Annotated in this window: 15 protein-coding genes and 1 pseudogene; 6 read left to right on the top strand and 10 right to left on the bottom strand. The window is 59.9% G+C overall.

Annotated elements, in window-relative coordinates:
• Nucleotides 1-343 precede the first annotated feature (343 nt).
• Nucleotides 344-1246 carry a DMT family transporter gene (locus tag NK667_RS22470; protein WP_054049763.1) on the top strand — a complete coding sequence of 301 codons (903 nt, stop codon included), beginning with the start codon at nucleotides 344-346 and terminating at the stop codon, nucleotides 1244-1246.
• A 29-nt stretch (nucleotides 1247-1275) separates the two neighbouring features.
• On the opposite strand, the gene NK667_RS22465 is transcribed toward NK667_RS22470, so the two are convergent.
• The 4 genes from NK667_RS22465 to NK667_RS22450 all read right to left on the bottom strand — a co-directional run bounded on the left by NK667_RS22465 (nucleotide 1276) and on the right by NK667_RS22450 (nucleotide 4728).
• Nucleotides 1276-1785, bottom strand: coding sequence for a DUF2165 family protein (locus NK667_RS22465; RefSeq protein WP_054616305.1), 510 nt, complete (start codon nucleotides 1783-1785; stop codon nucleotides 1276-1278).
• A gap of 171 nt (nucleotides 1786-1956) precedes the next feature.
• Nucleotides 1957-2931, bottom strand: coding sequence for a 2-hydroxyacid dehydrogenase (locus NK667_RS22460; protein WP_054616089.1), 975 nt, complete (start codon nucleotides 2929-2931; stop codon nucleotides 1957-1959).
• A 244-nt stretch (nucleotides 2932-3175) separates the two neighbouring features.
• Nucleotides 3176-3424: a DUF6124 family protein gene (locus tag NK667_RS22455; protein WP_054049760.1), complete on the bottom strand. Its 249-nt coding sequence runs from the start codon at nucleotides 3422-3424 to the stop codon at nucleotides 3176-3178.
• Between the two features lie 335 nt (nucleotides 3425-3759).
• Complete coding sequence (locus NK667_RS22450) at nucleotides 3760-4728, bottom strand: LysR family transcriptional regulator (RefSeq protein WP_054049759.1); 969 nt, start codon at nucleotides 4726-4728, stop codon at nucleotides 3760-3762.
• Between the two features lie 283 nt (nucleotides 4729-5011).
• On the opposite strand from NK667_RS22450, the gene NK667_RS22445 reads away from it, so the two are divergent.
• Nucleotides 5012-6523 carry an efflux transporter outer membrane subunit gene (locus NK667_RS22445; protein ID WP_054616088.1) on the top strand — a complete coding sequence of 504 codons (1512 nt, stop codon included), beginning with the start codon at nucleotides 5012-5014 and terminating at the stop codon, nucleotides 6521-6523.
• A 6-nt stretch (nucleotides 6524-6529) separates the two neighbouring features.
• Here NK667_RS22445 and NK667_RS22440 read toward each other — a convergent pair.
• Nucleotides 6530-6649, bottom strand: a pseudogene (locus NK667_RS22440) (metal ABC transporter ATP-binding protein); the annotation flags it as partial.
• 13 nt (nucleotides 6650-6662) lie between these two features.
• Here NK667_RS22440 and NK667_RS22435 point away from each other — a divergent pair.
• Genes NK667_RS22435 through NK667_RS22425 form a run of 3 tightly spaced genes read left to right on the top strand, consistent with a single transcriptional unit; the run spans nucleotide 6663 to nucleotide 9919 of the window.
• Nucleotides 6663-8855 (top strand): FUSC family protein, encoded by a 2193-nt coding sequence (locus NK667_RS22435; RefSeq protein WP_054616087.1) that lies wholly within the window; start codon nucleotides 6663-6665, stop codon nucleotides 8853-8855.
• Nucleotides 8845-9045, top strand: a complete 201-nt coding sequence (locus tag NK667_RS22430) for a DUF1656 domain-containing protein (RefSeq protein ID WP_007896379.1) — start codon at nucleotides 8845-8847, stop codon at nucleotides 9043-9045. The genes NK667_RS22435 and NK667_RS22430 overlap by 11 nt, the downstream gene beginning before the upstream one ends.
• A gap of 10 nt (nucleotides 9046-9055) precedes the next feature.
• A complete protein-coding gene (locus tag NK667_RS22425; RefSeq protein WP_054049753.1) occupies nucleotides 9056-9919 on the top strand; it encodes an efflux RND transporter periplasmic adaptor subunit in 864 nt (287 codons plus the stop codon).
• A 240-nt stretch (nucleotides 9920-10159) separates the two neighbouring features.
• On the opposite strand, the gene NK667_RS22420 is transcribed toward NK667_RS22425, so the two are convergent.
• The 3 genes from NK667_RS22420 to NK667_RS22410 form a co-directional block, all read right to left on the bottom strand.
• Nucleotides 10160-11191, bottom strand: a complete 1032-nt coding sequence (locus NK667_RS22420; RefSeq protein ID WP_054616086.1) for a hypothetical protein — start codon at nucleotides 11189-11191, stop codon at nucleotides 10160-10162.
• Nucleotides 11192-11385: 194 nt separating this feature from the next.
• Complete coding sequence (locus NK667_RS22415; RefSeq protein WP_054049750.1) at nucleotides 11386-11784, bottom strand: hypothetical protein; 399 nt, start codon at nucleotides 11782-11784, stop codon at nucleotides 11386-11388.
• Nucleotides 11781-13151: an MFS transporter gene (locus tag NK667_RS22410; RefSeq protein WP_054616085.1), complete on the bottom strand. Its 1371-nt coding sequence runs from the start codon at nucleotides 13149-13151 to the stop codon at nucleotides 11781-11783. Before NK667_RS22410 ends, NK667_RS22415 begins: the two co-directional genes overlap by 4 nt.
• Nucleotides 13152-13262: 111 nt before the next feature.
• Between NK667_RS22410 and NK667_RS22405 the strand changes: the two genes are divergently transcribed.
• Nucleotides 13263-14144 (top strand): LysR family transcriptional regulator, encoded by an 882-nt coding sequence (locus NK667_RS22405; protein ID WP_054616084.1) that lies wholly within the window; start codon nucleotides 13263-13265, stop codon nucleotides 14142-14144.
• A 110-nt stretch (nucleotides 14145-14254) separates the two neighbouring features.
• On the opposite strand, the gene NK667_RS22400 is transcribed toward NK667_RS22405, so the two are convergent.
• Nucleotides 14255-15079 (bottom strand): SDR family oxidoreductase, encoded by an 825-nt coding sequence (locus NK667_RS22400; protein ID WP_054616083.1) that lies wholly within the window; start codon nucleotides 15077-15079, stop codon nucleotides 14255-14257.
• Between the two features lie 32 nt (nucleotides 15080-15111).
• Complete coding sequence (locus NK667_RS22395) at nucleotides 15112-15576, bottom strand: hypothetical protein (RefSeq protein WP_054616082.1); 465 nt, start codon at nucleotides 15574-15576, stop codon at nucleotides 15112-15114.
• Nucleotides 15577-15806: the final 230 nt, after the last annotated feature.

Genomic DNA, 15806 nt, shown 5'->3' with positions numbered 1-15806 from the left:
TCTCCAACGCTTTGCATCCTACTCCGTAGACCTTGGCCTGCCAGCCCGTCGGCCGACAAAAGCGCAAGTTTATGCAAGTGCACCCGACGCCGGCGCAGGACACTGGATTCCTAATCAGGCAGTGCTGGCGAGCACGGTTCCTGTGGCTAAGGCACTTTTGTGGCGAGCGAGCTTTTGTGGCGAGGGGGCTTGCCCCCGCTTGAGTGCGAAGCGCTCACAAGATTCGCAACGGATGCCGAAATTTTTGGGGGCCGCTTCGCAGCCCAACGGGGGCAAGCCCCCTCGCCACAAAAGCCTTCTTGCCACAAAGCGCGCCGCATTGCCCCATCCAGGAGTTGTTGCCATGAACCTGTCGTTGTATTTACTAACCGTGCTCATCTGGGGCACCACCTGGATTGCCTTGAAATGGCAACTGGGCGTGGTGGCCATTCCGGTGTCGATTGTCTATCGCTTCGGCCTAGCCGCGCTGGTGCTGTTCGTGATGCTGCTGCTCAGCCGTCGCCTGCAAGTGATGAACCGTCGCGGGCATCTGATCTGCCTGGCCCAGGGCTTGTGCCTGTTCTGCGTCAACTTCATGTGCTTCCTGACCGCCAGCCAATGGATCCCCAGCGGTCTGGTCGCCGTGGTGTTTTCCACCGCCACGCTGTGGAACGCCCTGAATGCGCGGGTGTTCTTCGGTCAGAAAATCGCGCGCAATGTGTTGATGGGCGGCGCGCTTGGCCTGTCGGGGCTTGGCTTGTTGTTCTGGCCGGAACTTGCCGGTCACACAGCGAGCCCTGAAACATTGCTCGGTTTGGGTTTGGCCTTGCTCGGGACCCTGTGTTTCTCGGCCGGCAACATGCTGTCGAGCCTGCAACAGAAGGCCGGGCTCAAACCGCTGACCACCAACGCCTGGGGCATGGCCTACGGCGCGGCGATGCTGTCGGTGTGGTGCCTGGTCAAAGGCATCCCGTTCGACATCGAATGGAACGCCCGCTACCTCGGCTCGCTGATGTACCTGGTCATTCCCGGTTCAGTGATCGGCTTTACCGCCTACCTGACCCTGGTCGGGCGCATGGGCCCGGAGCGCGCGGCGTATTGCACGGTGTTGTTCCCGGTGGTGGCACTGAACGTCTCGGCCTTCGCCGAAGGTTACCAATGGACTGCGCCGGCGCTGGTGGGCCTGGTGCTGGTGATGCTGGGTAACGTATTGGTGTTCCGCAAGCCCAAGGCAGCGCTGGTGCAGGGCAGCGGTAAACTGGCCTGAGCCGATTTGAAGCTTGAGCGCTGGCGCCGTCAGCGCTCGGTCTTCAGGGCCAGGAAAATCAACAAAGGCACAATGAAATCGACAACATGCCGCGCCCAGTCCTTGGCATTCCACGTTGGCGATTCATCCATGTCGAACCACTCGACGCCGACCACTTGCACGCAGACGTAATAAATAAACAGGGCTACCAACAAGCCGACGATAGAAAGTTTTTTAGCCTCGTGGAATGTTTCGGCTGAAGCATTTCTATGTTTGAGCAGTTGATAAGTGCCCATCAGGCAATACAAGGTGTAGACCACTTCCAGCGTAATGATGATCCAGTAAATACGGTGGTGGAGTATCGGCGATGTAATTGCACGATAGCTTATTTGGTGGTTCTCTCGGGTGGTGTCCATGCTCAGAATATGACCGACATATTCATAGTTTGAAGGGTAGTCGGTGAAGTTGCTGATCATTACTAACAGTCCAAAAAAACTGAAGGACGCCATCAGCAAGACTTTGCTGTATCTGATGAGTTGGTCAGTGCTCAGGTTGTTCAATGTAAATGCTCTCCGTAGCCAGAACTCGTGATAGTCGAGAATGGCGCGGAGTTTATAGTGGGTACCCAGTTTTTGGTGATGCACTGGTTTTCAAGGTGTGTATCTAACTTGAAGTTGTCAGCGTTAATAAAAAACGGGCAGCTGTTTCATACACCTGCCCGTTTTTATTAATCAGCCTTTCCAGACTTGTGGGTTCACCAAATCCTGCGGGCGTTCACCGAGCAAGGCGCTGCGCAAGTTGGCCAAGGCGCGATTGGCCATCGCTTCGCGGGTTTCATCGGTAGCCGAGCCGATGTGCGGCAGGGTCACGGCGTTTTTCAGTTGGAACAGTGGCGACTCGGCCAGCGGTTCTTTCTCGTAGACATCCAGGCCGGCGCCACGAATCCGGTTGTTCTGCAGCGCCTCGATCAGCGCTGGCTCGTCCACCACCGGGCCGCGCGCGATGTTCACCAAGATAGCGCTCGACTTCATCAACGCCAGTTCGCGATGGCTGATCAGGTGTTTGGTTTTCTCACTGAGCGGCACCACCAGGCAAACGAAATCAGCTTCGGCCAACAGTTGGTCGAGGCTGCGGAACTGCGCGCCGAGCTCTTGTTCAATTTCAGTCTTGCGGCTGTTGCCGCTGTAGATCACCGGCATATTGAAACCCAGCCGACCACGACGGGCAATGGCCGCGCCGATGTTGCCCATGCCGACGATGCCCAGGGTCTTGCCGTGCACATCGCAGCCAAACAACGGCGCGCCGACGGTCGCCTGCCACTGGCCAGCCTTGGTCCAGGCGTCCAGTTCGGCGACCCGGCGGGCGCTGCTCATCAATAGGGCGAAGGCCAGGTCGGCGGTGCTTTCGGTGAGCACATCCGGGGTGTTGGTCAGCATGATCCCGCGTTCATTGAAGTAGGCGACGTCATAGTTGTCGTAGCCCACCGAAACGCTGGAAACCACTTCCAGCTTGGCGGCGTTCTCCAGTTGCTCACGGCCGAGTTTGCGACCGACGCCAATCAAGCCATGGGCGTGGGGCAGGGCTTCGTTGAACTGGGCGTTGATGTCGCCGTTTTTCGGGTTCGGCACGATCACGTCGAAATCTTGTTTCAGGCGCTCGACCATTTCGGGGGTGACACGGCTGAAGGCGAGGACGGTTTTTTTCATGGGAAGCGACTCGGCGGGCAGTGGTGAATGCCAAGCACGCTAACATTCTTTTTGGGATTTATGCGAGGTCCCGGGTGTACACGAATCTCCTGTGGGAGCGGGCTTGCTCGCGAATGCGGTCTGATATTCAACATTGATGTACCTGACACACCGCTTTCGCGAGCAAGCCCGCTCCCACAAGGGTTCTTCAGCGAACACAACACTTGTGAATAACAGCTATCCCCTGTGGGAGCGATGGTGTTGGTCAGTCTTGCGGGTCGATGGTGTCCAGCACCCGGTTCACCGAGAGTTCGGCCAGCATGATGACTTGCTGGATGCCGAGCAGGGTGTTGCGGTGGGTGCCGTCGACGAATCCGGCGAAGTCACTGGCCATGACGCTGGCCGAGGCGAGGGATTCGCTGGCGTAGACCATCAGGGCTTCGGTGGTGGCTTCTGGGACGACCTGGAATAGGTGGCTGGGAGTGTGCGGAGGATTCGGTGTTGGCTTGAACATAAAGGTGCTACTCCATCGTGAGGTTATGGAGCTGCCACTTTCGTTTTCCAGACGAAGGGTGGCAGCCGTGCGCGGACTGGAAAAACCGGTCAAACCTCACCAAAAACCCGGTAGACCCGAAGGTCTCCCGCGCACAGCCGCCATAACATTGCTGGCGGAAAAAAGCGCCGCAGTATGCCATGTGCTGAGGTGAGGTATCGATTCGGGTTTTCCAGACCCGGTCACTGATGCGTCAGTGACCCCCAAAGCCTATCCACTTCCCTTCCCACACAACAACCGTCAAAACACGTCGGAAACGTCCGATGAAATCCGCAGTTTGTAGGACCGTCCGTAGCTCAATTCGCCAGTCGCGCGCCGGCCAGACTTCCGCTCAATTCATACGCCGTCAATTCCGCCTGATGCGCCGCCAGAATCTCCGGCAACGACCCGCGCAAGTACTCGACCCACGTCTTGATCTTCGCATCCAGGTACTGCCGCGACGGGTAGATCGCGTACAGATTCAGTTCCTGCGAGCGGTAGTTCGGCATCATCCGCACCAGCGTGCCGTTGCGCAGCCCTTCAATCGCCGCGTACACCGGCAACACGCCCACACCCATGCCGCTGGTGATCGCGGTTTTCATCGCGTCGGCGGAGTTCACCAGAAACGGTGAGCTGTTAATGGTGACCATTTCCTGGCCTTCCGGGCCGTCGAACGTCCACTTCTCCAACGGGATCACCGGGCTCACCAGGCGCAGGCAGGCGTGGTTGAGCAGGTCGCTGGGCTTTTGCGCACAGCCGTTGGCTTTTACATAGGCCGGCGAGGCGCAAACGATGCTGTAGGTGATGCCCAACCGCTGGGATACGAAGCCCGAGTCCGCCAGTTCGCTGGCGAGCACGATGGACACGTCGTAGCCCTCGTCCAGCAGGTCCGGGACGCGGTTGGCCATGGTCAGGTCGAAGGTCACGTCCGGGTGGGTCTTGCGATAGCGGGCGATCGCATCGATCACGAAGTGCTGGCCGATGCCGGTCATGGTGTGCACTTTCAACTGCCCGGCGGGGCGGGCGTGGGCGTCGCTGGCCTCGGCTTCGGCTTCTTCGACGTAGGCCAGGATCTGCTCGCAGCGCAACAGGTAGCGTTTGCCGGCTTCGGTCAGGGCGATGCGGCGGGTCGTGCGGTTGAGCAGGCGGGTTTGCAGGTGGGCTTCCAGGGTGGAGACCGCGCGCGAGACGTTGGCCGTGGTGGTGTCCAGTTGCACGGCGGCGGCGGTAAAGCTGCCGGCCTGGGCCACGTAACTGAAGGCGCGCATGTTTTGCAAGGTGTCCATGAGGTGCTCTCGGGTTCGATGGCAAATTGTGACACGAAGTTACCGGGGCGGAGACCCCGACCAAGGGATTATCGCGCTAACGGTAACAAAGATTCACAGGAATCCCAGCTTATCGCCGTTCGGGTCGCCCCCTAGAATTGCGCCCACCTCTGTAGGAGCTGTCGAGTGAAACGAGGCTGCGATCTTTTGATCTTGCTTTTACAAACAGAATCAAAAGATCGCAGCCTCGTTTCACTCGACAGCTCCTACAGGGGCCATCTCCCTATTTCAGGAATTTGCAGCAGTGCCGCGTCGCATCAACAGAGCGCTCAAGACGCTCAGTGTTTTGGCTTTAACCCTGGCAATCAGCGGCTGCATCGGTACCGGAGGTATTGCCCCGCAGGGCAAGGCGCTGGAGGCTGATTCGCTGGCCACCGACGAAGCCATCCAGAACGCTGCACAGGACGCTTACTGGCCCACCGCGCAATGGTGGCAGGCCTATGGCGACCCACAACTGAATCGCTGGATCGACCTCGCCGTGCAAGGCAGCCCGACCATGGCCATGGCTGCCGCCCGGGTGCGCCAGGCCAAATCCATGGCCGGCATCGCCGAATCTGCCGAGTCGTTGCAGATCAATGGCGAATCGAGCCTCAAGCGCCACAACTGGCCCACCGATCAGTTCTACGGCCCCGGCGAACTGTCCAACACCACGACTTGGGACAACAACGCCTCGCTGGGCTTCAGCTATGCCCTCGACCTCTGGGGTCGCGAAAGCAACGCCACCGAGCGCGCCGTCGACATGGCGCACATGACCGCCGCCGAAGCACGGCTGGCGCAGCTCGAATTGCAGAACAACATCGTGCGCGCCTACATCGAACTCTCGTTGCATTACGCGCAACGGGACATCGTCGCCGCGACGTTGAAACAGCAACAGCAGATCCTCGACCTCGCGCAAAAACGTTTGAACGGCGGGATCGGCACGCATTTCGAAGTCAGCCAGGCCGAAACGCCGCTGCCGGAAACCCATCGGCAGATCGACGCCCTGGACGAAGAAATCGCCCTGAGCCGCAATCAACTCGCGGCCCTTGCCGGCAAAGGTCCGGGCGAGGGCGCGCAGTTGCAGCGGCCAACGTTGTCATTGGGCGCCGTACTGAAATTGCCGTCGTCACTGCCCGCGCAATTGCTCGGCCAACGCCCGGACGTAGTCGCCAGTCGCTGGCAAGTCGCGGCCCAGGCCCGAGGCATCGATGTGGCGCACGCTGGTTTCTACCCCAACGTCGATCTGGTCGGCAGCCTCGGCTACATGGCCACGGGCGGCGGCGCGCTGGAGTTTTTGACCGGCAAGAAACTCAACTACAGCGTCGGCCCGGCGATCTCGCTGCCGATTTTCGACGGTGGACGTTTGCGTTCGGAACTGGGTGAAGCGTCTGCCGGGTATGACATCGCGGTAGCGAAGTACAACCAGACCCTGGTCAATGCGCTGAAGAACATCTCCGACCAATTGATCCGCCGCGAGTCGATGGACAAGCAGCAAACCTTCGCCGCCGAGTCGGTGGCCACGGCGCAGAAGACCTACGACATCGCGATGATCGCCTATCAGCGCGGGCTCACGGATTACCTCAATGTGCTCAATGCCCAGACGTTGCTGTTCAAACAGCAACAGGTTCAGCAGCAGGTGCAGGCGGCGCGGTTGAGTGCGCATGCGGAATTGGTGACGGCGTTGGGTGGTGGACTTGGTGCGGGTAGTGATGTGCCGAAAGACAGTCAGACCCAGGCCCCGAAAACCCCGGACCTGCTTAAGAGCCTCTCGAATTGAACACAACACCTGTGGGAGCGGGCTTGCTCGCGAATGCGGTGTGTCAGTCGATGCTGATGTCACCTGACACTCCGCTTTCGCGAGCAAGCCCGCTCCCACAGGGTCCCGGCCCGACTGAAATATCAATGAGCAGGACTCGATGACCCCCTTGCCCGCACCGCTGCGCTGGCTGTATTCCCTCGAATGGCGCCGTGGCTTCTACGACTGGGCACGCAGCGATGGCGTGACCTGGGTCTACATTTTCAAAGTGCTGCTCGCGGCGTTCCTGACCCTGTGGCTGGCCATGCGTCTGGAATTGCCGCAACCGCGCACGGCGATGATCACGGTGTTCATCGTCATGCAGCCGCAAAGCGGCCATGTGCTGGCCAAGAGTTTTTATCGCTTCCTCGGCACCCTCGCCGGGTCGGCGGTGATGGTGTTGCTGATCGCCTTGTTTGCGCAGAACACGGAACTGTTCCTCGGCTCATTGGCGATTTGGGTTGGCCTGTGCACCGCCGGCGCAGCGCGTTATCGCAACTTCCGCGCCTACGGTTTTGTGCTCGCCGGCTACACCGCCGCGATGGTCGGTTTGCCAGCATTGGCGCATCCGGACGGCGCATTCATGGCGGCGGTCTGGCGGGTGCTGGAAATCTCCTTGGGGATTATTTGCTCGACCCTGATCAGCGCCGCGATCCTGCCGCAAACCGCCAGCGCCGCGATGCGCAACGCCTTGTATCAGCGCTTCGGCGTGTTCGCGTTGTTCGTCACTGACGGCTTGCGCGGTCGCAGCAAACGCGAGGCTTTTGAAGCGAGCAACGTGCGCTTCATCGCCGAAGCGGTGGGCCTTGAAGGCTTGCGCAGCGTGACGGTTTTCGAAGACCCGCACATGCGTCGGCGCAACGGTCGCCTCAGTCGCTTGAACAGCGAATTCATGAGCATCACCACGCGCTTCAACGCCTTGCACCAATTGCTCGAACGCTTGCGCAGCAGTGAGGCGGACCACGTGGTGGCGGCGATCAAACCGGGTTTGCAGGACCTCGCCGAATTGCTCGACGGCTTCAGCGGTCGGGCACTGACCAATGCCGATGCCGCGCGGCTGGTCACGGCGCTGAGCGCTTACAAGGAAGGCTTGCCGGCGCGGGTGCGCAGCCTGCGCGCGACCTTCCAGGAGAGCGAGCCGAGCGACGCCGAGCAACTGGATTTCCACACCGCGTACGAGCTGCTCTATCGCTTCGTCGACGACCTGCACAGTTATGCACAGACCCACGCGTCCCTGGCCGATCACAGTCACGCGCGGGAGCAATGGGACGAGCCGTTCACCCCGCAAACCAACTGGATGGCGTCGGCGGCGTCGGGGATTCGCGCGACGTTTATCCTGGTGGTGCTCGGCAGTTATTGGGTCGCTACCGCGTGGCCGAGCGGGGCGACGATGACGTTGATTGCCGCCGCCACCGTGGGCCTTTCGGCGGCGACACCGAACCCGAAACGCATGGCGTTCCAGATGGCTTGCGGCACGCTGCTCGGGGCGCTGATCGGCTTCGTCGAGATGTTTTTCATCTTCCCGTGGATCGATGGTTTTCCGTTGCTGTGCGTGATGCTCGCGCCGGTGATCGTGCTCGGGTCGTTCCTCACTTCACGCCCGCAATACGCCGGGGTCGGCCTCGGCTTGCTGATCTTCTTCAGCACCGGTTCGGTGCCGGACAACCTCACGGTCTACAACCCCTACACCTTTATCAACGACTACATCGCCATGGTTCTCGGCATGCTGGTGTGCGCCGCCGCCGGCGCGATCATCCTGCCGCCGAACAGCCGCTGGCTGTGGCGTCGGCTGGAGCAGGATTTGCGCGAGCAGGTGGTGTACGCGATCAGCGGCAAGCTCAAGGGCTTGGGTTCCAGTTTCGAAAGCCGCACCCGCGATCTGCTGCACCAGGCCTATGGCTTGGCGGTAGGTTCGCCACAGGTGCAGCGGGACTTGTTGCGCTGGATGTTCGTGGTGCTGGAAGTCGGCCACGCGATCATCGAGTTGCGCAAGGAACAGGCGATTCTGCCGGTGCATCCGGCGTATGCCGAATCCCAGCCGTGGCGTCAGGCAATTCGCGTAATGGGACGCTCGCTGGTGCGGCTGTTTTTGCAACCGAGCCAGAGCAATCTGGAGCGCAGTTTGATCGCGGTCGATCATGCGATCAGTCGCGTGCAAGCCACCGATGAACCGTTCGCTCCGCACTTCGATACCTCGGCATTGCGTCGGGTGAAGAGCTATCTGCACTTCATCCGCACCTCGTTGCTCGATCCGCAATCACCGCTTTCCGGCTATTTGAAAAATACCGCCAAAGGACTTTCACATGCCGCGTGAAATCGCCTTCCACGGCGTGTACATGCCGACCATGACGCTGATGTTTTTCATCGCCGCCGCGCTGGCCTGGGCGCTCGACCGATTCTTGTCCGGGTTCGATCTGTATCGCTTCTTCTGGCACCCGGCGCTGCTGCGCCTGAGTCTGTTTACCTGTCTGTTCGGCGCCCTGGCGCTGACGGTTTACCGTTGAGAATGTACTGATGAAAAAGCTTTTCAGCCTGCTCGCGACCCTGCTGGTACTGGCCCTCGCGATATGGATCGGCCGGACCCTGTGGGTGCATTACATGGACACGCCGTGGACCCGCGACGGTCGCGTGCGCGCCGACATCATCAACGTCGCCGCCGACGTCACCGGCGAAGTGGTCGCCGTGCCGGTGCGCGACAACCAGTTGGTGAAGAAGGGCGATTTGCTGATGCAGATTGACCCCGAGCACTACCGCATCGCGGTCAAACAGGCGCAATCGCTGGTGGCGTCGCGCAAGGCCACGTGGGAGATGCGCAAGGTCAACGCCCATCGTCGCGCCGACATGGACGCACTGGTGATCTCCAAGGAAAACCGCGACGACGCCAGTAACATCGCCGACTCGGCGCTGGCTGATTACCAGCACGCACAAGCGCAACTGGAAGCCGCCGAACTCAACCTCAAACGCACCGAAGTCCGCGCCGCCGTGGACGGCTACGTCACCAACCTCAACGTCCATCGCGGCGACTACGCGCGTATCGGCGAAGCGAAAATGGCCGTGGTCGATATGAACTCGTTCTGGGTCTATGGCTTCTTCGAAGAAACCAAATTGCCTCACGTTCGCGTAGGCGATAAGGCTGATATGCAATTGATGAGCGGCGAGGTGCTCAAGGGGCATGTCGAGAGCATTTCGCGCGGGATTTACGACCGGGATAACCCGGAGAGCCGTGAGCTGATTGCCGATGTGAACCCGACGTTCAACTGGGTGCGCCTGGCCCAGCGTGTCCCGGTCAGGATTCATATTGATGAAGTGCCAGAGGGCGTGCTGTTGGCGGCGGGGATTACCTGCACGGTCGTGGTGAAACAAGAGGGCGGCGAATAACCCCTGTGGCGAGGGAGCTTGCTCCCGCTGGGCTGCGTAGCAGCCCCAAAACCGTTATCCCGATTCTGTCAGGCACTCCGCGTATTTAGCTTTGTCGATTGCTTCGCAGTCGAACGGGAGCAAGCTCCCTCGCCACAAAGGTATGGTGTCAACCCTGACAGAGCGTTTCCTGCAAATGCCGCCAAACCACCCGCCCGGATTCGAGTTTTTCAAACACCGCCGACGATCCAGGTTCCTGTGTTATTTACTATTCTTGGCCAAGATAGCCAAGGCCTTGGCCACAACTTCATCGATGTTCATATTTTTATCGTTCAGCACCGCACGCACTGCCGGGTTCTGCCATAGATCCACAGCTGGGCCAGTGGATTGCGTGCGTCTGGCGATCAGCACGTAAGCGTAAAGTTGCTGGCGTTTGGTGAAGTCCGGGTAGAGGCTCAATGTATCCACAACACTGGCCATGAGGGCACGACGCTCCACGGGGGACATGCCCTCGAACGCCTCTGGATGATTGATGTAAACGTCCGCCGAATGCAGCGCGATTTGTTCTTTGCGATGCGCCTGTTTCAAGACTTCCTGGCTGGTGATTTGGCTGAGCAGTTGGTTGTAGTGCCGATCGCCTTCAGCGATTTGTCCGGGATTCATATTTATTTTTAGTGTGGCGATCTTTTCTGCGTCATCCTGAATTCTCGCCCAAGCATAGGCGACGGGCATATTGCCCTGCTCGCTGCTCAAACTGATCAAATCTTGTCGTGAATCGAAGTCGCCATGCCGTGCGGCGCGTTCCAACCAGCGCATGCCCAAAGTCTTGTCCTGTTCCTGGTCCAACTTGCCGACGATGTAGACGTCGGACAGACCCGATTCTGCGCAGGACTCATTTTTTGATGCCGCGTAAGCCAGGTAATTGAAAGCTTCGCGATTGTTTTCCGGACTTGGCCTACTGCCAACCATACCTGCCAGAAAGCAAAGACTTCGGGTGTACTCCGGGGCGGCCATGATCATACAGTTCTTGGCCATTTGCAGTTCCTTGCTTTCGATCAGCACACGTCCTATGCCATAAAGACGTTCGTCTTCATCGTATTGCATGCTGCCTAAGCCATACAGAAGTTCGCTGTCCATGCCTGGCTTGCAGTATTGGTTGGCAACGGGCTTGGGCAATAGCTCCTGGATACTTAAGTTGGGCAGCTCTTTGTTCAGCTTCTCGTCCGGTGACAAAGCATCACAGCCAACAAGCAAGGCGACAATTGCCAATGGCAGCACATTATTGAATTTCAATGACAGTTCCCTGAGGTGCAATTGCGCAAAGGAGGGAGCCTGGATTTTCAGGAGAAGGGCGGAGGGTGAATTTCAGCCGTTCCTTGCTCCAATGTGCCAGCGCTTCCATGCGATTGAGTGCGCGCATTCTACGGGTATTGCCTCAGACAACAACCAGGCAATGAGCCATGGATGCACGGGCGCTGGCGGTTGCGTCAGCCTTGGTAAAACGTCTCCTGCAAATGCCGCCAAACCACCCGCCCGGATTCGAGTTTTTCAAACACTGCCGTCGACCGTCGATCCGAGTGCAACCCTGTCGCATCGGTCTGTTGCTCGCGATAACTCACCGTCGCGCCGCGTTCGTGCAGGGCAATTCCACACAGCTCGCTGAGTTCGATTTTGAACCCGGTCTTCTTCCCGCCCGCCATCCGAAACAACGCACGCAGTGCCTCCAGATCGAGCACTCGGCCCAACGGTGAGACCATGGAAAACTGCGTTGAAAAACGTTCCAGTAATCGCTCCAGTGCGGCTTCGTCTTCTTCCACGGCAAACCATTGTTCGATCACAATGTGGGCCTGGATCACTTCGTCAAAGTAGTCGGTGTAGTCAGTCATACGGATTTTTCCTGAATGAGAGGTGAGGTTAGCAGGGCGAGCACTTTCGTCGAGTCGTGGCGCAGGACAGCGGCTATCGGCACTAAAGTGATCAGCGCGGCGGCGAGAAAGCAGTAGTTGAAACCATCGGTGCCCAACGCGCCGAGCAACGAGCTCAACAGCGCGGCGCCGAGGCAGAAGCCGAGCTGGCGATTGATATTCCACAGCGCGCTGGAGTGACCCATTTTTTCAGGCGCTATGCCGACAAACGCCAAGGTCTGCGCGGTGATGCTACACAAGCTGCCGCCCAGGCCCATCACGGCGTAGGCAATGATCAGTAGCGAGCCGGCAGGCGGTTCGATCCGCATCAGCAACACAATACCAAGGCATTGCAAGACCATGCCTGCGATCAGCAAGGGCTTGGGGCCTATGCGGTTGAAAGTGCGTTTGCCCAGCATGATCGCCACCCCCGAGCCCGCCGCCCACGGCAACATCAACGCACCGGTTTGCGCCGCGCCGAAACCGAGGCCGTGCAGGTACAACACGGCAATCAGGTTGGTGCCGGTAAAAATGCCGGGTACACACAGGTAGATCAGCATCGCCAGGCGCAGTGACGGATTTTTGATCAGTTGCAGGTCGAGGATCGCAGCGGGTTTTCGCCAGCCGTCGCGCACGTACAACGCCGTGACCGCGGCGCTGAGGACCAGGCCAAGCAGACCGAATGCGCGAGTGTCGGGCTCGCTCAACAGGCTCAAGGCAATCAACATCAGACTAAGGCCCGAAACTGCGAGGAGTAAGCCGCGAGCATCGAGGGTCGGGCGTTCGCTCGAGGCTTGATCAGGTTTCAGCCAAAGCATGCCGAGGCTCACTGCGAGTAACGCCACCGGCACATTCAGGTAGAAAATCCAGCGCCAGGACAACTCCTCGACGATCAATCCGCCGGCCGCCGGTGACAGCGCTGGCACCATCAGCGCCACCAGCAACACCACACCGGTGAAATGCGCACGCTGGGCCGGAGGCAACTGTCGATAGGCCAACGCTTGGCCGACCGGCAGCAGCAACCCGCCACCGAGCCCTTGCAGCAATCGCCAGCCGATCAGGCTTTCAATCGATCCTGCCTGCGCCACCAATGCCGAAGCGATCCCGAACACCAGCAGCGAACCGAGGATCAACCGCCGCTCACCGAGCCGCGCCGCCAGCCACACGCTCATCGGAATGATCAGCGTCAGCCCGAGCATGTAGGCGTTGCTGATCCACGCCAGTTCGGTCACCGAAGCGTCTAATTCCCGGGCAATGTCGGGGTAGGCGATGGTGGCCACGAACATGTTCAGCAAGTCGAGGGCGAACCCCAGCAAATACACCAGCGCGACTTTCGAGCGATAGGCCATGGGCACTTTCCCTGTAATAAGACGTGCAGGGTAGGGCGCTTGCGGCGTTAGGAAAACGCTGGTTTGCCTGCTAGTTTGTCAAAATTATTTTGACAAAGGAGTGCCGCGAGCATGGTCAGCCTGGACCGTTTTGACACCTTCAAAGCCGTGGTCGAGGCCGGGTCGTTGACCGCAGCGGCCGAGACGTTGGGGCAAACCCGCGCGGTGGTGAGTTTCAACCTCAAGCGCCTGGAGGAAGAACTGGGCGTGACTTTGCTGACTCGCAGCACCCGGCAATTGGCGTTGACCGATGCCGGCGAGCGTTTTTATCGGCGCTGCTTGCGCACCCTGGACGAGGCCCAACTGGCCATCGAGGAAGCCCGTTCCGAACATTCACAGCTCAAGGGCACGCTGCGGATTACCACCACGGTGGAGTTTGCCTTGGCTCAGGTGGTGCCCGCGCTGGGTGTGTTTCGTGAGCAGCATCCGCAGTTGAACATCCATTTATCCACCTCCTCGACCCACGCCGATCTGATTTCCGAGCGTTTCGACGTGGCGATCCGATTGGGCCGGATGCTTGATTCCAACCTGCGAGCGGTGCAGTTGTCGACGTTCGATATTTTTGCGGTGGCGGCGCCGGGGTTGGTCGAGCGTTTCGGGACGGTCGATACGCTGGCGGCATTGGAGTCGTTGCCGACGTTGGGGCATGGGCGAGTGCCTGAACTGACGGTGAACGACCCGGCCGGAGTCGAGCATCTGTACCAGCCGAAACCGGGGAAAACCGCGATAGTCGCCGACAACTCGGCGACGCTGCGGGCCTTTGCGTTGTCCGGCCAGGGCGTGGCGATTCTGCCGCAGTGGCTGATTCAGGAAGATCTGGAGGCGGGGCGATTACAGCGCTTGTTGGCGGATCATCGATTCACGCAGCAGGGGGTGTATGCGTTGTACCCGGACACCCGGCATCTGCCGCTGAAGGTGCGGGCGTTTATTGATTTCATGAAGGGGTGGGGTTGAGGTTTTGTGGTGGTTGTTCTGGCCTCTTCGCGGGCAAGCCTCGCTCCTACATTTGGGATGCATTCCGCCCTGTAGGAGCGAGGCTTGCCCGCGAAGGCCTCGACTCGGTCTCAGAGCTGCCCACGCAACCCGAACCGCTTCATCAAGGTCGACTCCAGCAACCCCTTGGGCAGCAACGTTGCCAGCAGTGGCAACGCCCGGCTGCCATTACCCAGACGCAGCAGGCGCGGCGGTTTGCTCTGCTGTACAGCCTTGAGCAAATCGGCGGCAAATTCGCTGGCGGGGGTTGGTTTGTCCTGTGACGCCTTTGCCCGTGCTCGAATACCCTCGCGCAATGGAAACCACGGCGATTGTTCGGTGATCAATTGTTCGGCTTCATGCCCGGCGTTCTTGGCAAAACTGGTGTTGATGGCGCCAGGCTGGACTTCCATCACGCGGATGCCGAACGGTGCCAGTTCCATGCGCAGCGCATCGCTCAAGGCATGCACCGCGGCTTTCGAGGCGCAGTAGGCGCCAGCGAACGGCGTGACCAGCACCCCCGAAACACTGCCGATGTTCACTACCAGCCCCTTGGCCCGGCGCAATACCGGGAACAACGCCTGGGTGACGCCGACAATCGAGAACACATTGGTTTCGAACTGGCGTTGCATCGCCGGCACGCCGCCATCGAGCAGCGGTCCCATGGCGCCATAACCGGCGTTGTTGATCAGCACGTCGAGGCCGCCATGTTGCTGGTTGATGCGCTCGCCCAACTGCTGGAGTGCGGCGCCATCGTTGACGTCCAGTTGCACCGCCGTGAAACCGGCAGCCGCCAGAACGGCCACGTCTTCCGCTTTGCGGGCGCTGGCCCAGACTTCGTAACCGGCGGTTTTGAACACATCCGCCAGGGCGCGGCCGATGCCGCTGGAACAACCGGTAATCAACGCAACGGGCATGGCGCGGTCCTTGTGCAATAAGAAGTGGGGGATCAGTCGGAGAAACTACCCTGCAAACGCTCGGCGCGAAACTCCAGCGTTTGCGGGCGATAACCGGGACGCAGTGGTGGCAGCGGCAAGCAATCTTCCCAATTGGCGCCAGCCTGCAATTCGCCAGGGCCACGATAACGCGGGGCGGCGTATTGATTGTCGGCCAGGTTGACTGTGTCGCCGGGCGCGTAAGCGGCGATGCGCCAGCGCAATTCGGTGAGCGGCACGTCGTTGCCGTTGTTCATCGTCAACTGCAACGGGCGATCCGCCGGGCACTGTTCCGGCGCGTAGGTGATGCGCAATTCAAGGCGCGCCAGTTGCTTGACCTCGCGGTTGTCCAGCCAGATTACCCACGTGGCGACCAGGCCCAGACCGATGGCGGCAGCCACGGAGACCGGCAAGGCTTTGGCCGGGTAGCGCAGCAACAGGATCAGCCAGGTAATGACCAGCAGGACGCCGATGAACATGTCGCACAACCTCGGGAGGGGAGAGGGTCATCCTACCTAAGCGTGGGTGCGGTTGGCGATGGGGATTAATTTTCAGCGGTTCGTCGGGCCTCTTCGCGAGCAGGCTCGCTCCCACATTGAAACGCGGTCACCTGTGGGAGCGAGCTTGCTCGCGAAGGGGCCCTGTCAGGCAGCGAAAATCTGGACAAAAAAAAGCCCCCGCCCAACCCGCTGCGGATAGGGAAAACGCA

The sequence above is a fragment of the Pseudomonas nunensis genome, from assembly GCF_024296925.1.
Lineage (GTDB): Bacteria > Pseudomonadota > Gammaproteobacteria > Pseudomonadales > Pseudomonadaceae > Aquipseudomonas > Aquipseudomonas nunensis.
The sequence above is the reverse complement of the archived record's forward strand: the minus strand, read 5'-3'. Positions and strand labels throughout refer to the sequence as shown.